Genomic DNA, 21,223 nt, shown 5'->3' with positions numbered 1-21,223 from the left:
TGCCGGCGCAGTCGAAGTTTGGGCCGAGTCACCGCGTCCGGAGGGTATGCGAACTACATGTACTACACCCGGCCGGACGATTCACTCTTCGTCAACTAAGCGTCAACAGGTCGAGAGTATGGTTCCGCAAGGTTCTCGGGGCGGGGCTCGGCGGGGTGCGCAACCGACGAATCCTTCCGCGATGGCGCAGAGGACGGTAACGGCCGGAGTAATTCTCGAAAGAGCAGCAGCGTGATCGAAACGAGCCCGGAATCCACAGACGCTCTGCGATTGCAGATCATGGGCCCGCTGCGGATTCGGCGCGGCGAGACCGAATTGAACGCGGGCCCGCGTCAGCAACGCTGCATGCTCGCGGTTCTGATCGCCCAGGAAGGGCGCCCGATCGACCTCGCCGGCCTGATAGATCTCGTCTGGGGCCAGGACTCCCCGGCCAGCGCGGTGAACGTCATCCACAAATACGTCGGGGCGTTGCGGCGTGTGCTGGAGCCCGGATTGCCGCTGCGATCTTCCGGGTCCTATCTGCTGCGGCACGGCGACGGATATCGGTTCGTCGCCGGCCCGGCGACGCTCGACCTCGTCACCTTTCGCCGGCTCGTGTCCTCGGCGAAGTCGAAGCTGGGAGAGAAGCGCGCGGCCGAGGCTCTCGACGATTACATCGAGGCCCTGCGCCTGTGTCACGGAACGGCCGGCGGCGCGTTGGCGGACAGCGTGGCCGCGTCGGCGGTTTTCGCGGCTATCGACGGCGAGTTCTTCGAGACGGTGGTGGCCGCGGCCGAGCTGGCGGTGCTGGAGCGCCAGCCCGGCCGGGTGCTGGCGTCGCTGCGCATGGCCGCCGAGATGGGGCGGCTCAACGAGATCGTCCACGCCAGCCTGGTGAAGACGCTCGCGGCGGCGGGACACCAGGCGGAGGCGCTGGCCACCTTCCACGCGATCAGGTCACGCCTCGACAACGAACTGGGTATCGACCCCGGGCGCGACCTGCAGATCGCTCAGCGACTGGCGCTGACCCAGACCGCGACGCCCCCGGCCGACGACGTGGCACCCCCGCAGGTCCGGGCGACGGTCAGGCCGGCCCAGCTACCGCCGGACCTGCCCCTTTTCGTGGGCCGGGAAAGCGAGCTGGCGATCCTCGCCGACCTGGTGTCCGGCGGGCAGAACGGCGGCCGAACCAGCCCTCTGGTTATCGCGATGGCCGGCATGGGCGGAGTTGGTAAATCCACACTTTCGGTGCATTTCGCGCATCTGACGGCCGACCGGTTCACCGACGGGCAGCTCTACCTCGACCTCCAGGGCCACCGAAGCGCGGACGAGAGCGTCGCGGTCGGGGATGCCTTGCGGTCCTTGCTGTACGCGTTCGGGGTTGCCTCGGCCGACGTTCCGGACACCGTCGAAGCCCGTACCGGCCTGTACCGGAGCCTGACCACCGGTAAACGGATCCTCGTCGTTCTGGACAACGCCGGGGACGTCACGCTGGTGCGCCCGCTGCTGCCGAACTCGCCGCAGAGCCTGGTGCTGGTCACCAGCCGGCAACCCCTGGTCGGGCTGGCTGTGCTGGACGGCGCTCATTTGCTGGGCGTCGATCTTCCCGATTTACCGACCGCCCGCGAGCTGTTGAAGCGCCGGTTGGCCGCCCTGCCACGCCGCCCGGATGCGTGCTCCTCGGGAACCGAGGACGAGATCATCGAACTGTGCGGCCGGCTGCCGCTGGCCTTGGCGATCCTGGCGGCGCGGTTGACCACTCGCCCGCAGTTGTCCTTCGCGAACGTCGCCGGCGAGTTGCGGGACGGTGCCCGTCGATTGGAGGCGTTTCCCGGCGGGAGCGGTGTCAGTGACCCGCGGACCGCGTTCTCCTGGTCGTACCGGCAGCTGACCCCGGCCGCGGCGCGGATGTTCCGGCTGCTGTCGGTGACGTTGAGCCCGGGCGTGGCTCGGCCGGCCTGCATCAGCCTGTCCGGCCGAAACCCGGCCGAGACCGAGGCCGCCTTGGCCGAATTGGCGGCGATGGGGTTGGTGACCGAGCACGAGGATGGCCGGCTCACCTCGCACGTGCTGGTCAAGGCTTACGCGGACGAGCTTCTCCGGGAGACCGAGTCCCAGCCGGAACGTCAGGCCGCGATCAGTCGACTGCTCCAGCACTACTTGCACAGCAGCTTCAACGCCCAGGTGATTCTGGAGCCAAACCGGACGCCGATCGAACCGCCGCCGCCGTTGCCAGGTGTTGTGCCGGAGCGGCCCCTGACCTACAGCGACGCGTTCCGTTGGTTCGCGGTCCGGCGGGAGATGTTGAAGGAAGCGGTACGGGTCGCCGCTGATCTCGACTACGGGATCCTGCCGTGGCAGTTGGCGCTGACCATGCAGCAGTATCTGCAGTGGGCCGGCTACTACCAGGATTGGGAAGAGATCATGCGATTGGCGCTGCACGCCGCGCGGCAGCGTCATGATGTCGTAGGAGAGGCTCATTCGTTACGGAGCCTCGCCGGTGCGCGGCATTCGTTCGGCGACGACGAGGAAGCGCTCCGCCTGCTCGCCGATGCCTTGCAGATTTACGAGAAAGGTGGCATGCGCCTCGAGCAAGCGCTCGTCCACACCAATTCCCATCGGGTCTACAGCGCGTTGGGCCGGCACGACCTCGCCGTGGAGCACAGCAAGAGGGCGCTGTCGCTGTTCCGCGACCTCGGCAATCGGCGGTCCGAGAACCTCAGTCTCTTCCATCAGGGAAAATCCTTGGTAGACATGGGGCGTTTCGATGAGGCGACACAGGTTCTGCAACAGGCGCTGGACGTCAATCAGCAGATAGGACGCGGGATCGAGGAAGGCGAGATCCGGAACGTGATAGCGGTCAACCTGGCCGAGCTCGGTCGTATCGATGAGGCGGTGCAGCAGCTCGAACTCTCTGCACAAACGTCCGGCCTGGCGGGGCACCGGCCGAATCACTTCGATGCGCTACGGCAGCTCACCGAACTGCTGATCACGACCGGTGACATGGACGGCGCACGGCAGGCCTTCGAACGAGCCCACGCGGTTCTCCGGGAATTTCAAAGTGGGGGCACCGAGAGCATGCGGGCTGATCTGGCTGATCTGGCCCTGGAACTCGGGACCGGCGAGAGCAAGGAGTAGGGCGCCCTGCCGCCCCCGCTACCGACCTCGCTCCCGAGTGACAATCCGGGCCGTCCGGGCCGGGGATGGCGGCGATCGCCGCGACATCAATCTATCGGCCGCCACTTGACGGAAACTTTGCCTTTTCTTGACCCCCAATAAAGTGGCGGGAGTCAACTCTATGTCAACAACCTTTCGCTAGATTTCCTCAAAAGAACCCAATTAGTGGAGGAGACCTGCGGGCGCAGCTCGTGACGCCTGGCGAGGCGATGGACGAGCACATCGCGCCGTCAGGCTAAGGCCAGAACCGTGTCCCACCACCGGATTCGGGCGTACGCGGCGGGCGGATGGGACATGGACCGGCGAACCTCAGCGTTGCCGGCAATCACCAAGGTCAAGGAAAGCTAACGTGACAGACACCAAACCCTCAATTGATCAGCCGATCGACTCCGTCGACCGAAGCGAACTCGCGAGATCTGGCCAAGCCCGGATCTCTGCCTGGTCTCACGGGGCGCAGGCGCTGGCGTTGCTGGCCGCAGCGCACGAACGTGGCTGGCTGATGTTCTTGCGCCGCCCGCGCACACCGGCTGAATTGGCAACGTTCACCGGGATGGAGGACGCGCGACTCGCTGCCTTGGTGGGTACCCTCGAAGCGTCCGGCGTTGTCCGCCGCATCGGCGGATTTATCGAGCTCCGCCCGGAATTCGCCGAGCTGGTCGCCGACGACGGTCTTTACGCGCTCGAAGACCTCCTCGCCCGCGGCGCCGCGATGAACCGGCTCGTCGGCGACTCGGTCCGCGCGTCGGAGCCCGCCCGTCCGACAAAGGAGGAGTCGCTGGCCATCGCCCGGGGATTCGTGTGGCGGCCCGGACCGCGCGGCCGGGAAATCTACCGCGGCATGCTCGACGCACTGCCGGAGTTCGCGTCGGCAATCGGTTCCGGGCGACTGCTCGACGTCGGCTGCGGCGTGGCCGGTGCCATGCTGACCGCGGCGTCGATGTTTCCGGGCATGACCGGTGTCGGTCTGGAGGTCGAACCCTCGGTTGCCGCTGAAGCACAACGGCGGGCCGCGAAGTTCGGTGACCGGATTCGGATCATCGCCACCGACGCCCGGGACTTCGACGAGGCAGAGGGAGAGGGATTCGACGCCTGTTTCTGGGCCCAGCCGTTCTTTCCCGCCGACACACGGGCGGACACCCTGCGAATGATCCGGCGTGCGCTCAAGCCCGGTGGCGTCCTGATCGAACAGGAAATGGAGGTCGAGCCTCAGGACGAGGACGCCCGACTCGGCTTCGCCTTGCGCAGACTGGTCTTTGCCGGCTGGAACGTCCCGTTCGCCCGTACCGCCGAGGACTTGCGGGCAGAGGCGACGGCCGAAGACTTCGAGCACGTACGGATCGCCACGACCAGTTTGGGCCGGGTGGTCGTCTCGCGTCGCCCCTGAGTCTTGCCGGACGGCCTCTTGACGGCATCTCCAGTGGCCGTCAACAGCGGCGATGCTCCATTTTCATCGTCATAACACCAGAAGCAAGGGGAGAAAAGAACGTGACTACGAACGCAGATTGGGGCTCCGACGGTTGGGCTGTCGCGCCCGGAGAAGGAGAGCTGATTCAGCTCAGCGGCCCGCATCGGCCGGAGATCCTGGTGCGCGGCGCCGAGGTCGATGAGGCCCTCGGTGCATTCGTGTTCCACCACGACGTGATCGCCGAGAACCCTCCCCACGCCCACCACGACTTTATGAAGGTCATGTTCATCCTGGAAGGGGAGTACCAGTTCCGGGTGGGCAATGCCGAGTTCTCCGGGGGACCTGGCACCACGGTGGTCATCCCCCGCGGGGCGTACCACACCTTCATCACCCCGACCGGCGGGAAGGTGCTGTTCGTCAGCGCACCGGCCGGCAACGAGAAGCTCTTCGAGGAACTCGGCCGGGTCGGCCCGAACCCGACCGAGGAGCAACTCGCCGAGATCGACGAGCGCATGAACACGACCCGGCTTCCGGGAGAGGAAGGCCGCCCCTGGCGCGGTCTCGTGCCGTGACCGCGGCCGCCGCCCCGAGGCTCCGGCAGTGCGAGACCGGGCCGCAATGGATCATGCTCGTCCGCTCTGAGGGCAACCCACTCGGAACCCCAGACCTTCTGATCCGTAGTCGGTGGGCATAGTTGCGCACCCGACGGTAAAGAGAATCCCGGGATGGCGTTGAACGCCATCCCGGGATCTCGTTGTGTTGTGTTATGCGGGGTCGTAGGAGGGTTCCCAGGTTTGTCGGGTTTCTGGTGTGGCGGCGGGTTCGCCGCGGGTGCTGGAGGGGCGCAGCGCGATGGCACCGGCTGCCACCATGACCTACGACCGCATCCGCGACCCCATCAACCGCCCGCCATCAGCCTTCTCGCCGAATTCCGACAAAAACGAGGAACGCTATTTCAACACCGGCGAACGCGAGTTCGTCGCCGTCTACAGCCGTCAGCCTTGAACGAATTCGTAGGTGTAGAACACCAGGCCGTCACCCATCTTTCGTGTGCTGACCAGGTGCAGCGGCTTCTTGTCGCCGGTCTCGCCGAAGATGCGCAGGCCGGTTCCCAGCACGACCGGGAAGACTACCAGCCGCAGTTCATCGGCCAGGTTCTGTTCTATCAGTATGCGTACAAGCTGATAGCTGCCGTAGACCAGGATTTCCCCGTCCACTTTCCGCTTCAGCTCCGAAATCTCCTTTACCGCATCGCCGTTGAAGACCGTGGTGTTGTTCCACTGATGATCTTCGAGAGTCGATGAAACGACGTACTTGTGGATGCTGTTCATTCTGTCCGCCCACTTGCGGCTTACGCGGACATCCGCGTCATCGCGCGATAGCATCCGGGACGCGAACCACTCACTGCTCCGCCTGCCCAGCAGTAGCGCCTCGGCATCCAGCGCTTCCTCCGTCTCGCGGGCGGCCCAGTCTTCGAGGTCCTTGCCCCCCACGAACTGGTGGAACCAGCCGCCCCGCTCGAAGCCTTCCTCGCCGTCCGGATCTTGGACCACTCCATCGAGTGTGACATTTGAACTGATGACGATCTTTCCCATTTGGTGCTCCTTTGACAATATTGCCGGCTGTCACCGCGCACAGCAGCGCCAGCGTGACCTCGCCGCGCCCGGCCGCCCGGAACGACCCCTGCGGCGGCGCCGCCGATGCGGTCATGGCATCGCTCACGACCCAGCGACTTCCATCACGGGGCCGACCTCGACCCCGCCGCCGGCCCGCATCACCGGGCAGTCCTTGGCCAGCGCCAGCGCGGAGTCCATGTCCTCGGCGGACACCACCGAGTAGGCGACCATCCGGGAGCCGCTGCCGCCGACCTCGCCGAGCGAGGCGTATCCGGTCACCGCGTTGCCGACGTCTACCAGGGCCGAGCCCAGCCCGCCGAACCAGGCCCGCCACTCGGCCGACGTCCCGGCGTGGGGCTTGTAGTCGGAGGGCACACGGAAGGAGAAAACGTACCTAGCCATGATCTGTGGTCCCGTTCTGTATCCGGGGCGCCCCGGACCGGGACCGCCTCCAACCGGGTAGATGCCTGCACGGCCATGAAACTGGGCGCGCAGACACCGCCCAATTCGCGGGCCTGGCGGCGTCGATATCGGTGAGCAAGCCGAACACCCAGCGGAAAGAAGAAATGCGAGGATGCATGGAGACCTCGGACCTGATCGCCAGGGCCGCCGCCGGCGACCACAACGCGTTTCGCGAACTGGTCGAAGTGCACTCTCACGAGTTGCAGGTGCACTGCTACCGCATCCTTGGATCCCTCCAGGACGCCGAGGACGCACTGCAGGAGACTCTCGTGTCCGCCTGGCGTAGCCTGGGCGACTTCGGCCAACGGTCCTCGCTGCGAACCTGGCTGTATCAGATCGCGACCAACCGGTGCTTGAGCATGCTACGCGCAGGCAGCCGACGGCCACGCAGCGCGACCCCGCTGCCCGACGTGGCCCTGCCCGAGCCGGCCGACACCAGCGACGTTCCGTCGTGGCTGGAACCATATCCGGATGTGCTGCTCGACAACCTCGTCGACCAGGCGCCCGGTCCAGAGGCCCGCTACGAGACCACCGAGGCGACCTCGCTCGCGTTCATCACCGCCCTGCAACTGCTGCCGCCGCGCCAGCGCGCCGTACTGGTGCTGCGCGACGTTCTTGGCTACCGAGCGGGCGAGGTAGCCAAGATGCTCGATGCCACCCAGGAATCGGTTCAGAGCGCCCTCAAACGAGCGCGGGCCACGGTCGACAATCACCTAGCGGACTCAGAGAGCACCGGCAGCAGCGGCAGTCGCAGGCCTGCACGCCAACCCGACACCGCCGCCGAACACCGGCTCGTCGCCCGGCTCACCGACGCCCTGGAACGCGCCGACCTGGACGCCTTGATCGAACTGCTCGTCACCGACGTGAGACTCTCCATGCCCCCGGTCATGCTGGAATACCGCGGCATCGAATCAGCCCAGCGCACCTTCGCCGCCGTCACCTTCCGCCCCGGCCGCAGTTACCGCGTGGTACCCACCCGCGCCAACGGCCAGCCCGCCGTCGGCTTGTACCTGGCAGACTCTCACGCCAGTGTCTACCGCGCCTACGGCCTCCTGGTCATCACCACCGCCGACAACCACATCACCGCCATCACCTGCTTCAACACCAACGTCATGACGCGCTTCGGATTACCCCGAACCCTCCCCGAAACAGATTGACAGACTTCTGGCGCCACCCTGTTGTCCCGCGTGTTCCGGCGCGGGACGCCGTGGCGTCGCTGTCACACCGGCGGCCTAGGTGTGCTGTCCGGGGAGGTTGGAGGACGACCTTGTACACAGTGGCCAGCCGCTTGGGTCATCGAGGTCGAGGTCGAGGTCGTGGACCGGGTGGCCGGACCAGTCGAGATGACTCGGGAGCGTGACCGCGCCGCGCACCGGCCCCGGCATCTGGGAAAGACCGGCCGCGATGACGACCGGCTTCCGTTCACCGTAGGTCGTGTAGTGCCGACCACTGCGGGCGGCAGCACGCCGTGGACGCTGCCGGCCCAGGAGATGCTCCACCGGTGGTCAAGGTCGAGGCCGACCTCTGAGCCGCTGCGCCGGGAACGGTCGGGCAATGCGTCGATATGCTTCGGCGGTGACGATGGGCGGCGAAAGGATGGAGCGGGGACCGCTGATCGGGGCGCAACACGTGCCCCTCGGCGTCGGCCGAGCAAGTGGCCGCCACGACACCTCGGACGAGAACTACCGCATCAGCACCGCAGTGGATCCGGGGAAGTGTTTCGTGAAGCTTGAGGCGAACTGCTTTGAGCTGGAAGACGTCAGGCTTCGCCCCCATCCTGTCCATGCCACCTTGTCCCGCGAAGAACCGTCACTGCCCGCCCGGGTCACCACGAGTCTGCTGCTCACGAGGCCGTGGGTAAATGTGTGCCTGCTTGCCGACGGTTGCGTACTGCTCCTGGACCCAGAGCCCGGAACCCACCACGCACCGGCCGTGGCCTCACCACACGATTCGCGCGTATTCGATCGCGGCGGTCGTCTCGTGGGGTTGCGCAACTACGGTGGCGCGATCGTCGCCGCGTCCACCCCGGGCGGCGACGTCTGGGTCGGCTACGGAACGAACGCCGGGCGGGGGGCGGCGTGGCCGTACATCCTTGCCCGCTACGGTCCCGATGGTCAGTTGCGTCACCGCTATCCCACGCCGCCGCAAGTTCATTGGTGCGAAGCCATCACCCCCAGCGACGACGCGGTGTGGGCCATGTGCGCAGTGGGACCGGGCAGCACCCGCAAGCAGTTGATCCGGGTCGCCGGGGACGAGATGACCGTCTTCGCATCTTTCGAACTGCCGCAGCGCGTAGTGGGCTTCGCAGTCCATGAGGGCGAGCTGCTGCTCGGACTCTATGACACCGGCTTCCTGGTGCGCTGCGCGGTGGAGGGAACCGACGACCGGCCGCTGGTCGGTCACCGGGTTGTGGAGGACTGGGCGTCTGGTTTCCCCGAGTATTACGCGGACTTCACCACGACCCCGGATCTGAACGCTCTGCACGGGCACGGCTCGCGGCTGTACCTGGAACTGGAATCGGCCGAGGCATGTGCGGTCGTGGACCTGGCCGACCTGCACACTATTGGGGATCCGGTCATTGGTCCCTTCACATCCTGACGACCAGGCCACCGGCATACGGGGCATCGAGCACAATGGCGCATCCGCTCTCTAGCATGGGCCGGTGACGACGTGGGATGAGTTCGCGGCGCGGCTAGCCGGGTTGTTGAGGTCCTTGCCACGCGGAGCAGGGGTGGAGCTGCGGCAGGCGGAACGGCCGCTCGACGAACCGTTCGTGCTGATCTCCCACGAGGAGATCAGCATCCTCGATGTGGTGCGGTGCGTGGTCTGCGCACCGCCAGGCCGCTCGCTCGACGACGCTGCGCGGCAGCGGCTGCGCGAGCTCGGCTGGCGCAGCTCCGACGAACCGGACGCGCAGCCGCGGCGGCTGCTCTCCGATGCCTCGACGCCGCAGGAGCGCCTCGACGTCGCACGCGTCGTCGTCTCGCTGTTCCGCGATGCGCAGGGGGCCACCGGGCCGGACAGGCTGACGTACCGCGCCTGGTATGCGGCGCCAGGCGAAGGCACGACCGCCGAGGAGATCCTGGTCAACGAGTTGGGCCTGGAACACCTCCGGATGCAGTACCTTGTCCGCTTCGGTCCGGGGAACACCATCACCGACCCCGGCGAGCTGCTGCGGGTCGTGCGGATCGGGCAGTTCGCCCGTACCGAGGCGATGTCCCGCACCGCCGTGCACTGGACGCCGGTCAACGGCCCTGACCCGGCCGCAGTCGCCATCGACGAGTTTCGGGCACGCTATATCGCAGCGCGGTGGGGCGGCTCACGCTTCCGGTTCGCCCGCACGCTCGGCGCCGATCTTGACGAGCGGGCCGGCGCACCGCTGGCGAACCCGCGCCGCGCGGCGATCGTGCGGTACCTGCGAGAGGCGCCGCTCGTCGCCGGCGGTATCGCACCCGAAGAGGACCCGCGGCAACCGGGCCGGGCCGTACCGCGCGACCTGCACAGCGACGGGCTCTGGATCTGGCCGGCATCGCTCGCGTACCACGCCGACCGCTACGGCGTGCCCCCGGAACCCGACCTGCTGGTCCACATCGAGCGGCAGGGCGCGATCGTCCCGGTAGTTGCCGAAGTGGACCTCGCCGCAGCCAGCCACCTGCTGTTCAGCTGACCGGTCCTGGCTCATGCAGCAGGCTAGGTCGGGGGTCCGACGACCACAGGGCATGGGTCCGTCAGCTTTCGGCTCCGGCGCGGAGAGGCGTTGATCAGGAGAGCCGACGGCGGGACTTGAACCCGCAACGTTCCGATTACGAGACGAGTTATGCGCGGTGAGATGTTCACCCGCTGCATGTCCGTTGTAGAGCGTCGTCGGTCCTTGACGACACCCGACACGTCGAGTGTCGATCGCCGACACGGCCAGTGCGGACGGGGCCTCGGCTCGTCCGGCGACCGGAACGGGGGCCGGCAGCGGTGGATTGGCGTAAACGTTCCTGGCGGTACCGTCGATCAGCAGTGCTCGCGGCGGCCCAGGTGGAACGGAGGCGCGGCGGCGTCGTACCTCGACGCCGCCGCGCTCAGTGCGCCACAGGCTTACTGGCAGCGCCAGACGACGGCTTTCGTCACGCCGTTCGCGTCGGCGGCCCGGCCGGCGAGCGTACGGGCGTCGTCGCTGATGAAGACGACCGTCGGCACCCGGCTGGGAGCGGTGGGCGCGTCGGTGGGCACGCTGGTGGGCGCGCCGGTCTGCGTAGCTAGCTGGTCCAGCCTCACGTGCCGCCGGCCGTCGGACAGCACCGCCCCGCCGTCGCCCTGGCCCGCCCGGATTCCGCGGCCGTTACCCACCGACTCCACGAGGTCCTCCGGGAAGGCGGTGAACGTGCCGGTCGTCAAGTCGAACATCACCGGCTCCATAACTCGCCGTTTCGGTTGATCGAAGGCGACGTCCGCGGTGCCGTCGATGACGGTGCCGTGGATGCTGGTCGGCCAGTAACCCGCGGCCTGACGACCTGCGACCACAGGCGGCGGCAGCTGCCGGTGTTCGCCGTTGGGCAGCCAGACGTAACCCTGGTTCGCGCCGCCCGGGAGGTGCACCACGCCGACGATGGTGCCGTCATCGGCGACGTCGACGGCCCTGCCGCCGAGGGCGCCGTCAGGCAGCGGTAGCTGCTCCGCCGGCCGGTCGAGCGCTCGCCAGACGACGGGCTGCTCCAGACCAGGGCCCGACACCCGGAGGCCGACCACGAGGTTGCCGCTGTTGATCGCCTTCGCGCTGACGCTGTCACCGGCCAGCCGCTGGACGGCGCCGTTACGGTACAGCCAGGCAGTCGGCGACTCCTTGACGAAGCTGGAACCGACCGCGGTCCCGGCAGCGTTGACGTCATCCAACTCAGCATCCTCGCCGGTCATCGCCACCACGCGCGACGAGTCACCGGTCCAGATTCTGACCTGCTTCGCCGCGCCTTGGCTGCTGCGAGTCAGCAGGTACCGACCGGACGGATCGCCGCCGGTCACGGAGCTGAACTCTGCGTTCGCCGGGGTCGCCAGCACGTGCAGGAGGCATTTGTCCGGCAGAGTGCCACGCGGCGTGGGCGAGGTGTTCACGCCGACCGCCGCGGTCGTCGGCCCGTCGTCGGACCCGGGCCAAATCGCCACGGCGGTCACGGCGGCCACGGCCATGGTCACGGCGATGACGCCGAGCCCGGCCCCGAGCGCGCGGTGGCGGCGGGTGCGGCGCAGCGCACCGGTCCGGACGGTGTCCGTGAGCCGCTCGGGCAGGCGCAGGTGATCGGTCGTGTCACGCAGCATCACGCGCAGGTGCTCATCGTCTCGCTCGCTGAGTTCAGGCATGAGAGTCTCCGTTCAACGCGGCGGACAGGCTTGGGAGGAGCTCGCGCAACTTCGCGAGGCCGCGACCGGCATGGCTCTGCACCGCCCCCTCGGAACACCGCAGCATGGCGGCCACCTCGACCACCGGTAGGTCCTCGAGGTAGCGCAGCACGATGACGGCGCGCTGCCGCGCGGTCAGGACGGACAGCGCGTCGAGGACGGTTCGCCGACCGATCATGGCGGTCGTGTCGTCGGCCGCCACCACCGTGAGCCCGTCGGGCATCGGGGCTTCGCGGCGCCGACTACGCCAGCGCCAGTGATCGGTTGTCCGGTTGACCAGGGCCGCTCGCGCGTACCGGTCGGGTTCCTGCTGGACGCGCGGCCACCGCTGGTACATCCGCATGAGCACGTCCTGCAGGTGATCCTGCGCAAGTTGCTCGTCACCGACGAGGAGGTAGGCCACCCGTAGCAGGGCATGGGCGCGGGACTGGACGAACGCCTCGAAATCCCGGTCGATGGCCGTCACGCCGCCTCGATCCGGTAGGCGGGCAGCACGGTCCGGCGGGCGGTGGAACCGCGGGAGTCGGTGGCATGTGCCCGGAGAGACACGAACCGCGCACCGGCCGCGCAGTCGATCACGACGGCCTGGCCGTCGGCCGCGCGCGGCACCGTCCGCCGGGTGGCACCGTCGTCGAAGGCGAATTCCACCGACAGTTGCTCCACGGCGGCACCGGTCGGTGAGGTGAACGTGACCGGAACCGCATGACGGCTGCCGGCCGCGACAGCATTGTCCAGGTCGACGGGCGGGGTGAACCGAACAGGCGCCACCGGCAGCATCTGACACACTCCCCGCCCGTAGGTCGGGCGGAGTGTCCAGTCGATTGTCATGACCATTACGACGCCGGGACAGTCGGTCGCCGGTTACCGGCGACGCGAAAAATTATGACGTCGTGGATCACGGCCGTCAGGCGCCGGTCGCCACGACGAAGCCGCGGCGGCGATCTCGCCGGGGTGATCCTTCATACGGACGGGGCACACACCGGCCTGACGCACCAGCAACTAGGATGGTCCGGCAGTTCTCAGCCAGAGCTGCTCCCTCCTCCCCCGCCGGTAACCTACCGCTTTCGACGGCGTGCGCCGCTTCTCGGCCGTGTCATGCAGCGCCCTCCGGCGGACCCCCGCTCCCCGCGACGGGCGCCCACCGCATCCGGTGGGCGCCCCAAGCGTGGTTACGTCACCCGTAGGTGATGTCGCTCTTGTTCACCTTGCAGTTGGCGTCGTTCCAGCCTTCGCCGAGATAGGTCGGCTCGCTGCCCTTGGCGACGCCCTTGTACTTGCCGCAGATCACGGTGCTGGAGCTGTTGAGCACCCGAACCCGGGTGATGGTCGCGACGTCACCCCAGTTGGAGTTGATGCCCACGACGTAGTCGACGTCGTCGACGATCACGTTGTCGACCTTCACGTTGCGGGTGTACGAGTTCGTGCAGTTGCCACAGGCCCGGTACAGCTTGCCGGTGCCCTTCAGGTAGAAGCCGCTGATGCTGACCGTGCCGTTGCCGTTGTGCTGGAACATCTTGTCGCTGCCGGAGCGGGCACCGCCACCGATCACGTACGACGTGCCGCCGTTGGTCTGCAGGAACGTGGCGCCGTCCTCACCGATGTCGTTCCACCACACGTTGCGCAGCGTGCAGGTGCCCAAGCAATGCACACCGTCACCGGCCGGCGAACCGAGGATCACGTTCTGCAGCGTGGCGCCGCTCGCCAGCTCGAACATCGGGTCCTGGCTCTCGGACTGGCTGCCGTCACCGATGCAGCAGTACGTCTTCATCCCGCCGTCGAACGTCCCGGACACGCTCTTCGTGCTGGAGAGCGACACGTTGCCCGTGGACGACGGCCACGTCGTGGTCGGGTTGCCCCCGCCGCCACCACCGGTCGAGGTCGGCGTCGGCGTCGGGTTGCCGCCTCCACCGGTCGAGGTCGGCGTCGGGTTCGAGCCTCCGGCGGCGTAGGTCTCGAACTCGGCGATCCGGGGCGCGCTCGACGCACTGGTGATCTCGAACGTGATCTTCTTCAGGGAGGTGGAGGAGAAGTTGATGGTGCTCGGGCTGCCGCTACCGCTGGCCAGGACCGCGCCCGAGTCGTAGTTGAGCAGTCGCCACGCGCTGATGGAGCCACCGCCCGAGGCTTGCCGGATGACGGCCGAAGCCACCGTCTTCGCACTGCTCCACTTGACCGAAATCTGGCCGGTGCTGCCGCTGGGCGACCAATACGTGCTGGTGTTGCCGTCGATCACGTTGCCGTAGCTGGTGCCGCTGGCCTTGCTGGAGCCGTCCGCACCGGCGCCGATGCTGAGATTGTCGGCAGCCGCGGCGTTGGGCATCTGCATCGCCAGCGTGACAGCAGCTACTGCAACCGCAGCAACGCCGCCAGCCAGCCACCGCAAAGAGACTGGGGCTCGGCTCATCCGTGCCTCACCTTCCGAGAGTCGATTGCGCCGCCAGGAAGCAGGAAAGCGCTTTCCTGGCACCATAGAGATGGACCGATGTCGACGCAAGAAGGTGCCCGTTTCGCGGTGATATGGACGTGAAACCTGGTGAAAACCCCAGGTCAGCGCGGCCTCGCTGGTTGATCTACCTCGTGTTGCGGGCCCGCCGCAATGACAGGCGCCGCCGGCGCCGGCGCCGGCGGCGCGGACGAGCACGACCGCCTGGACATCACCGGCCGGCGTCACGCACGAGCATGTCGTCGAGCGTCTCCCGCCGGATCAGGACGCGGGCCCCGCCGTCCGCGGCGGCCAGCAGGGCGGGGCGGGCGACGAGGTGGAAGTTGGTGGCCCGGGCGTGGTGGTAGGCGCCGGTGCCGGCCACGGCGAGCAGGTCGCCCGGGCGCACGTCGCCCGGCAGGTCCGCGTCGGGGACCACCACGTCGTCGGCGTCGTTGTGCCGGCCGACGACGGCCGCCGGCCCGGCGGCGGCGTGGGCGTCGCGGCCGAGCAGCACCGCGCTGTGCCGGCTGCCGCACAGGGCGGTCGCCGGGCAGTCGGACATGCCGCCGTCGACGGCGACGAGCCGGTCGCCGCCCTGGGTGCGGGTCACGGCCAGGACGCGGTACACGGTGACGCCGGCCCGGGCGACGACGGCGCGGCCGGGCGAGACGGTGAGCCGCGGGGCGGCCATGCCATGCCGGTCGGCCTCCAGGTGCAGCACGCCCCGCATCCGCGCGGCGAACGCGTCGAGGGCGAGACCAAGTTCGGCGGGCCGGTACGCGACGGCGTGGCCGCCGCCGAGGTTCAGCTGCTCGGGCTCGACGCCGTGGGCCCGGCGCATGGCGGCGGCGAACTCGCACAGGCGGCCGATCTCCCGCTCGTACAGGCTGAACCGGCTGAGCTGGTGGCCGAGCGAGCAGTCGAAGCCGGCGAGGCGCAGGCCCGGCTGGGCCGCGATCCGGGCGACCGCGGCGGCGGCCTCGCCGCCGGCCACCCGCACCCCGAACCGGCGGTCTTGGCCGCCGGCCGGCTCGGGCCCGGCGAGCACGCGCAGCAGCACCCGCTGGCCGGTGGGGGCGGTCGCGGCGAGGCGGGTGATTTCGCCGAGGGACTCCACGACGATGGTGCCGACGCCGGCCGCGTAGGCCGTCTCGAGGTCCTCGGGAGACTTCGCGCTGCCGTAGAGCACGACGCGGCGCATGTCCAACCCGGCCAGCGCGGCGACGCGGACCTCGCCGGCCGAGCCCGCGTACAGGCCCAGGCCTTCGTCGGCGACCCAGCGGGCGATGTCGATGCTCAGCAGCGCCTTGGCGGTGTAGTCGACGGCGTCCGCGCCGAACGCGGCGACGTAGGCCCGGCAGCGCTCGCGCACGTCGGACTCGTCGACGACGAACAGCGGCGTGCCGTGCTTCTCGGCGAGCGCGGCCAGTCCCGCGCCTCCGACGCGCAGTTCGCCGCCGGCGCCCCACCCGGCCGTGCGCGGCCACACCGCGGGCTCCAGGTGCGCCGGCAGCGAGGAGCGCAGGGTGGGCAGGATTTCGGTGAGGGTCATACCGACGACGCTGACACCACCGAGGCCGGCCGCCAAGGGACGTTGACGCAATCTCTACGCCGAATCCGTTGGGGCATCAGGATTTCATCAGATTCCGGGGTACCGGCGTAGGGATTTCATCAGGACCGTGGGCAGCGCCGGCGGATGGTGGCACCGTGCGGACGTGCCCTCAACCGCGCCGTACCGTGCCCGCCTGTCCCTGGCCGCGAGGCTGCTGCTCGACGACGCCGCCGAGGCCCGGCCGTTGTGGCTCGTGCTGCAGGACGGTGCGGCGGCGCGTTCGCATCCGGTGCTCGGACGGGCACTGCGACTGGTGGTGGAGCGCGAACCGCGCCAAGGCCCTCCGCCGGGGTACGTCCTCGGCGAGGTGCAGAACGGGTGGCGATTGCTGCGGGCATCCGGCCGTGACGTCCCGGCCGCCGTCGCCGCCGTGCTGTTCGCCGCGCGCGATCACACAGGAGTCGTACCGCGGCTGTCGTGCGCCTGGCCCGACCGGCACCCCCTGGCGGAGTTCGCCGGCCTGGCCGACCCGTCGTCGATGTCGGTACCACGGCTGCGGGCGCTGCTGCGACGGGCCGAGCCGGACCCGGCGCGCCGCCCCGCTGTGCACACCTGGTGACGTCAGGGTTGGAAGCGGTACCCCATCGCCGGCTCGGTGAGCAGGTGCCGGGGCCGGGCCGGGTCGGCCTCCAGCTTGCGGCGCAGCTGGCCCATGTACTGGCGCAGGTAGTGATGCTCCTCGACATACGTCGGGCCCCACACCTGCTGCAGCAGCTCGCGATGGCCGACGAGCCGGCCCGGGTTGCGCACGAGCAGGTCCAGCAGCCGCCACTCGGTGCGGGTCAGGTGCTGACGCTCCCCGGTGCCGTCGATGCGTCGGACGTCGCGGTCGGCGAGGTCGATCTCGTACTCGCCGATCCGCACGGTCGTGGCCGGCTCGGGCTCGGGCCGGCGGCGGGACACCGCCCGCAGGCGGGCGAGTAGCTCGTCGATGTTGAACGGCTTGGTGACGTAGTCGTCGGCGCCGGCATCAAGGGCGGCGACCTTCTCGGTGCTGCTCAGCCGGCCGGACAGCACGACAACGGGCACGGGCGTCCACGCCCGCAGTGTGCGCAGGACCTCGAGGCCGTCGATGTCGGGCAGACCGAGGTCGAGCACCACGACGTCGGGGTGCTCCTCGGCGGCGGCCCGCAGCGCCGACGTGCCGTCGCCGGCGGTCACCACCTCGTACTGCCGGGCCTGCAGGTTGATCCGCAGCGCGCGGAGCATCTGGGGCTCGTCGTCGACGATGAGTACACGGGTGCGGGTCATCGGTCCACCTTTCCGGCGCGCCGGGTCTCGAGGTGCGCGAGCAGTGCGGGACTGGGCGTGTCGATGTGACCCGCCGCCTCGGCGCTGGGCAGGGTGAGGGTCATGGTGAGGCCGCCGCCCGGGGTGTGTTCGGGCTGCAGGGTGCCGGCCATCGCCTCGGCGAGGCCGCGGGACAGCGCCAGGCCGAGGCCGACGCCGGTGGCGTTGTCCCGGTCGCCGAGACGCTGGAAAGGCTGGAAGACCCGTTCCCGGTCGGCCGCGGGGATGCCGGGGCCGTGGTCGATGACGCGGATGTCGACCAGGCCGGCGTGCTCGCTGACGCCGATCATCGGCGGCCGGCCGTCCGGGCTGTACCGCACCGCGTTCGCGAGCAGATTGACGAGCACGCGTTCGAGCAGCGTCGGGTCGGCGTACACCTCCGGAAGCTCGTCCGGCACCACGAGCCGCACACCGGCGGCCGCCGGGCCGAGGTCGTCGACGGCTCGCGGCACCGCCTCGGCCACGCTGACCGGCTGCAGGGTCATCGCAAGGGCGCCGGCCTGCAGCCGGGACATGTCGAGGAGGTTCTCGACGAGCCGGGTCAGCTTGTCCAGGGACTCCTCGGCGGTGGCGAGCAGCTCCTCGGTGTCCTCGGGCGAGAAGTCGACGTCGGCGCTGCGCAGGCTGCCGACGGCGGCCTTGGCCGAGGCGAGGGGGGTACGCAGGTCGTGGCTGACGGCGGAGAGCAGCGCGGTGCGCAGCCGGTCGACCTCGGCGAGGGTCCCGGCCGCGGCGGCCTGCTCGCCGAGCCGGCGTTGCCGCAACGCGATCGCGGCGTGGGCGGCGAACGCGACCACGAGCCGGCGGGCCTCGGCCGGCAGCGCGTGGCCGCGCAGCACCAGCGAGACGTCGTCCGCGATCGGCACCTCGGTCTCGCCGTCGGCCGGGGATGCGCAGGGCGGCCCGCCGACCGTTGCCGCAATCTGCCACGGGCCGAGCTCCCCGGCGCGTTCGAGCAGCGTCACATTGGTCAGGCCGAAGGACTCCCGCACCCGCTCGAGGAGCGCCTCGAGCGGGTTGTCGCCGTGCAGGACGCTGCCGGCCAGGGTGGCCAGGGTCTGGGCCTCGGCGGAGGCGCGGGCGGCGTCGCGGGCCCGGCGCGCGGCCCGGTCGACGACGGATGCCACGGCCACGGCGACGAACACGAATGCCACGAGCGCGAAGAGGTTCTCGTGCTCGGCCACCGTGAACTGGTACAGCGGCGGCGTGAAATACCAGTTGAGCAGCAGGAACCCGCCGACGGCGCAGAGCAGCGCGGGTAGCAGCCCGCCGGCGAGCGCGGCCGCCACGGCCAGGACCAGATACGCGAGAATGTCGCTGGGCAGCCCCAATTCGCCGCGCAGCGCATCGAGCGCCGTGGTCAGCAGCGGCAGCCCGGCCAGCGCGACGACGAAGCCGAGCAGCCGGCGGCGCAGGTTGAGCCCGCCGGGGGCGGCGCGACGCCAGGAGAGGCGGCGGGCCTGGTCGTGGGTGACGAGGTGGACGTCGATCGTCCCCGACTCGGCCGTGGTGGTGGTGCCCACGCCGGGCGAGAGGATCTGGGCGACGCGGCCGCGACGGCTGGCGCCGAGGACGAGCTGGGTGGCGTTGACGCCGCGGGCGAAGTCGAGCAGCGCCCGCGGGACATTCGCCCCGAGGACCTGGTGGTAGGTGCCGCCGAGGGACTCCACCAGCAGCCGCTGCCGGGTCAGGTTCGCCGGGTCGGCGCCGGAGAGCCCGTCGCCCCGCACGACGTGCACGGCGAGCAGATCGGCGCCCTTGGTCCGCGCGGCGATGCGGGCGGCCCGGCGGACGAGCGTGTCGCCCTCGGGGCCGCCGGTGAGCGCGACGACGACGCGCTCGCGGGCCTCCCATGTCTTGTCGATGGCGTGGTCGGCCCGGTACCGATCCAGCTGCTCGTCGACCTTGTCGGCGAGCCAGAGCAGAGCCAGCTCGCGCAGTGCGGTGAGGTTGCCGACCCGGAAATAGTTGCCCAGCGCGGCGTCGATCTTCTCAGGCTTGTAGATGTTGCCGTGCGCCATCCGCCGCCGCAGCGCCTCCGGCGTCATGTCGACGAGCTCGATCTGCTCCGCCCGCCGGACCACGGCGTCCGGTACGGTCTCGCGCTGCGGCACGCCGGTGATGGCCTCGACGACGTCGTTGAGCGACTCGAGATGCTGGACGTTGACGGTGGTGAGCACGTCGATGCCGGCGTCGAGCAGCTGGTCGACGTCCTGCCACCGCTTGGCGTGCACGCCGCCGGGGACGTTGGTGTGGGCGAGTTCGTCGACGAGCGCGACGTCGGGCCGGCGGGCCAGGACGGCGTCGAGGTCGAGCTCGGTGAAGGCCGCGCCGCGGTACGACACGTCCTTCCGCGGCACGACCTCGAGGCCGTCGAGCATGGCCTCGGTGAAGGGGCGGGCGTGGGTCTCCACGAAGCCGACGACGACGTCGGTTCCGCGTTCCTGGCGGCGCCGCCCCTCCTCGAGCATCTTGTAGGTCTTGCCGACGCCGGGCGCCGCGCCCAGGTACACCCGCAGCGTCCCGCGCGCCGTCATGGTGCGTCAGCTCCCGTCGAGGGCGAGGTTGAGCTGCAGGACGTTGACCGCCGGCTCACCGATGAAGCCGAGGGTCCGCCCGTCGGTGTGTTCGTCGACGAGCTTCCGCACGGCGTCCTCGCTCAGGCCCCGCTCCTTGGCGACCCGCGGGATCTGCAGCCTCGCGTAGGCGACGCTGATGTGCGGGTCGAGGCCGCTGCCGCTCGCGGTGACCGCGTCGGACGGCACAGCCGGGTGATCCGGCGCGGTGCCCCGCACGGGCGTGACGACGCCGCCGCTGTAGTCCTCGCCGGGCTTGGCGCACTCGACGGTGACGCCCTCCCAGGTCGCGACGAACGGCGTTGCGGGGCAGGCCTCGTTGACGCTCACGGCACGGCTCACCGGGCCGGTCGAGCCGTCCCGGTGGTACACGGCCAGGACCGCGCCGACGCCGCCGGGAGTGCAGTAGGGTCGCGCGCCGTCGACGTTCTCCAGCTCGCCGACGGCCCTGCTGCGGGCGCAGACCTGGGTGAGCAGGCTCTGCTTGCCCTCGTCGTCCTTGACGTTCGGATCCGGCAACGTGTCGACCACGTTCTCGGGGCCGAGGTTGCTGGCCGAGGTCGAGGTCGGGTCGTAGCCGTCGCCGGCCGCGGACGGGCGGGACTGGAAGTACTGCTTGAGCGGGTTGCCCTGGTCGTCGGTGAACGACTGGCCGATGAGCGCGCTGCCCACGTCCTTGCCGTCCTTGGTGACGAGGGAGCCGTCGGCGTGGCCGGACAGGCCCGGTATGCGGGCGACGGCGACCATGAGGAGCGGGTAGGCCAGGCCGAGCACGATGGTCAGCACGACCAGGGCGCGCAGGGCGGCGAGGTGCTGGGCGAGCCAGCTGGGCAGGCGCATCAGGAGATCCCCGGAATGTTCATGATGATGAGGTCGATGATTTTGATGCCGATGAACGGCACGATCACCCCGCCGAGGCCGTAGACGAGCAGGTTGCGGCGCAGCATCGCCGCCGCGGAGCTCGGCCGGTAGCGCACGCCGCGCAGCGCGAGCGGGATGAGGGCGATGATGACGAGGGCGTTGAAGATGACCGCGGACAGGATGGCCGAGGTCGGCGAGTGCAGCCGCATGATGTTGAGCTGGTCGAGGCCGGGGTAGATCGCGGCGAACATGGCCGGGATGATGGCGAAGTACTTGGCGATGTCGTTGGCGATGGAGAACGTGGTCAGCGCGCCGCGGGTGATGAGCAGCTGCTTGCCGATCTCGACGATCTCGATGAGCTTCGTCGGGTCGGAGTCGAGGTCGACCATGTTGCCGGCCTCTTTCGCGGCCGACGTGCCGGTGTTCATGGCCACGCCG

18 protein-coding genes and 1 pseudogene are annotated in these 21,223 nt (G+C 69.4%); 8 read left to right on the top strand and 11 right to left on the bottom strand.

What is annotated here, in order from left to right; genetic code table 11:
- Window positions 1-231: 231 nt before the first annotated feature.
- From AB0B76_RS55615 to AB0B76_RS55600, 4 genes are all read left to right on the top strand, one after another.
- On the top strand, window positions 232-3,117 hold the full coding sequence (locus AB0B76_RS55615; RefSeq protein ID WP_360393527.1) for a tetratricopeptide repeat protein: 2,886 nt from the start codon (window positions 232-234) through the stop codon (window positions 3,115-3,117).
- 388 nt (window positions 3,118-3,505) lie between these two features.
- A complete protein-coding gene (locus AB0B76_RS55610; RefSeq protein ID WP_360393525.1) occupies window positions 3,506-4,540 on the top strand; it encodes a class I SAM-dependent methyltransferase in 1,035 nt (344 codons plus the stop codon).
- 101 nt (window positions 4,541-4,641) lie between these two features.
- Window positions 4,642-5,133, top strand: a complete 492-nt coding sequence (locus AB0B76_RS55605; protein ID WP_360393522.1) for a cupin domain-containing protein — start codon at window positions 4,642-4,644, stop codon at window positions 5,131-5,133.
- Window positions 5,134-5,371: 238 nt separating this feature from the next.
- A complete protein-coding gene (locus AB0B76_RS55600; RefSeq protein ID WP_360393519.1) occupies window positions 5,372-5,566 on the top strand; it encodes a hypothetical protein in 195 nt (64 codons plus the stop codon).
- Here AB0B76_RS55600 and AB0B76_RS55595 read toward each other — a convergent pair.
- Together AB0B76_RS55595 and AB0B76_RS55590 are read right to left on the bottom strand one after the other, a co-directional pair.
- On the bottom strand, window positions 5,557-6,156 hold the full coding sequence (locus AB0B76_RS55595; RefSeq protein ID WP_360393516.1) for a dihydrofolate reductase family protein: 600 nt from the start codon (window positions 6,154-6,156) through the stop codon (window positions 5,557-5,559). The genes AB0B76_RS55600 and AB0B76_RS55595 overlap by 10 nt on opposite strands.
- 123 nt (window positions 6,157-6,279) lie before the next feature.
- Entirely contained in the window at window positions 6,280-6,579 is a 300-nt protein-coding gene (locus AB0B76_RS55590; protein WP_360393513.1) for a hypothetical protein, read from the bottom strand.
- Between the two features lie 176 nt (window positions 6,580-6,755).
- On the opposite strand from AB0B76_RS55590, the gene AB0B76_RS55585 reads away from it, so the two are divergent.
- From AB0B76_RS55585 to AB0B76_RS55575, 3 genes are all read left to right on the top strand, one after another.
- Window positions 6,756-7,796 (top strand): sigma-70 family RNA polymerase sigma factor, encoded by a 1,041-nt coding sequence (locus AB0B76_RS55585; RefSeq protein WP_360393510.1) that lies wholly within the window; start codon window positions 6,756-6,758, stop codon window positions 7,794-7,796.
- A gap of 418 nt (window positions 7,797-8,214) precedes the next feature.
- Entirely contained in the window at window positions 8,215-9,237 is a 1,023-nt protein-coding gene (locus AB0B76_RS55580; RefSeq protein WP_360393508.1) for a hypothetical protein, read from the top strand.
- Window positions 9,238-9,370: 133 nt separating this feature from the next.
- Entirely contained in the window at window positions 9,371-10,306 is a 936-nt protein-coding gene (locus tag AB0B76_RS55575) for a hypothetical protein (RefSeq protein WP_360393505.1), read from the top strand.
- Between the two features lie 419 nt (window positions 10,307-10,725).
- Here AB0B76_RS55575 and AB0B76_RS55570 read toward each other — a convergent pair whose 3' ends face one another.
- The 5 genes from AB0B76_RS55570 to AB0B76_RS55550 form a co-directional block, all read right to left on the bottom strand.
- A complete protein-coding gene (locus AB0B76_RS55570; RefSeq protein ID WP_360393502.1) occupies window positions 10,726-11,982 on the bottom strand; it encodes a hypothetical protein in 1,257 nt (418 codons plus the stop codon).
- The gene (locus AB0B76_RS55565; RefSeq protein ID WP_360393499.1) at window positions 11,975-12,487 is read right to left on the bottom strand and encodes a SigE family RNA polymerase sigma factor; all 513 of its coding nucleotides are present in this window, start codon (window positions 12,485-12,487) and stop codon (window positions 11,975-11,977) included. Before AB0B76_RS55565 ends, AB0B76_RS55570 begins: the two co-directional genes overlap by 8 nt.
- Window positions 12,484-12,849: a hypothetical protein gene (locus tag AB0B76_RS55560; RefSeq protein ID WP_360393497.1), complete on the bottom strand. Its 366-nt coding sequence runs from the start codon at window positions 12,847-12,849 to the stop codon at window positions 12,484-12,486. The genes AB0B76_RS55565 and AB0B76_RS55560 overlap by 4 nt, the downstream gene beginning before the upstream one ends.
- A gap of 346 nt (window positions 12,850-13,195) precedes the next feature.
- On the bottom strand, window positions 13,196-14,692 hold the full coding sequence (locus AB0B76_RS55555) for a pectate lyase (protein ID WP_360393494.1): 1,497 nt from the start codon (window positions 14,690-14,692) through the stop codon (window positions 13,196-13,198).
- A complete protein-coding gene (locus AB0B76_RS55550; RefSeq protein ID WP_360393492.1) occupies window positions 14,676-15,998 on the bottom strand; it encodes a diaminopimelate decarboxylase in 1,323 nt (440 codons plus the stop codon). The genes AB0B76_RS55555 and AB0B76_RS55550 overlap by 17 nt, the downstream gene beginning before the upstream one ends.
- A gap of 163 nt (window positions 15,999-16,161) precedes the next feature.
- Here AB0B76_RS55550 and AB0B76_RS55545 point away from each other — a divergent pair, with 163 nt between their 5' ends.
- Window positions 16,162-16,617 (top strand): hypothetical protein, encoded by a 456-nt coding sequence (locus tag AB0B76_RS55545; protein ID WP_360393489.1) that lies wholly within the window; start codon window positions 16,162-16,164, stop codon window positions 16,615-16,617.
- Window positions 16,618-16,619: 2 nt separating this feature from the next.
- Here the strand turns inward: AB0B76_RS55545 and AB0B76_RS55540 are convergent, their stop codons facing one another.
- The 4 genes and pseudogenes from AB0B76_RS55540 to AB0B76_RS55525 form a co-directional block, all read right to left on the bottom strand.
- Complete coding sequence (locus tag AB0B76_RS55540; protein ID WP_360393486.1) at window positions 16,620-17,309, bottom strand: response regulator; 690 nt, start codon at window positions 17,307-17,309, stop codon at window positions 16,620-16,622.
- The gene (locus tag AB0B76_RS55535; protein ID WP_360393483.1) at window positions 17,306-19,885 is read right to left on the bottom strand and encodes an ATP-binding protein; all 2,580 of its coding nucleotides are present in this window, start codon (window positions 19,883-19,885) and stop codon (window positions 17,306-17,308) included. The genes AB0B76_RS55540 and AB0B76_RS55535 overlap by 4 nt, the downstream gene beginning before the upstream one ends.
- A 6-nt stretch (window positions 19,886-19,891) precedes the next feature.
- A complete protein-coding gene (locus AB0B76_RS55530) occupies window positions 19,892-20,764 on the bottom strand; it encodes a potassium-transporting ATPase subunit C (protein ID WP_360393481.1) in 873 nt (290 codons plus the stop codon).
- Window positions 20,764-21,223 (bottom strand): annotated as a pseudogene (locus AB0B76_RS55525) (potassium-transporting ATPase subunit B); the annotation flags it as partial. The gene AB0B76_RS55530 and the pseudogene AB0B76_RS55525, both read right to left, overlap by 1 nt.

Source organism: Dactylosporangium sp. NPDC049140, assembly GCF_040648435.1.
This window is presented reverse-complemented; position numbering and strand designations above follow the sequence as displayed.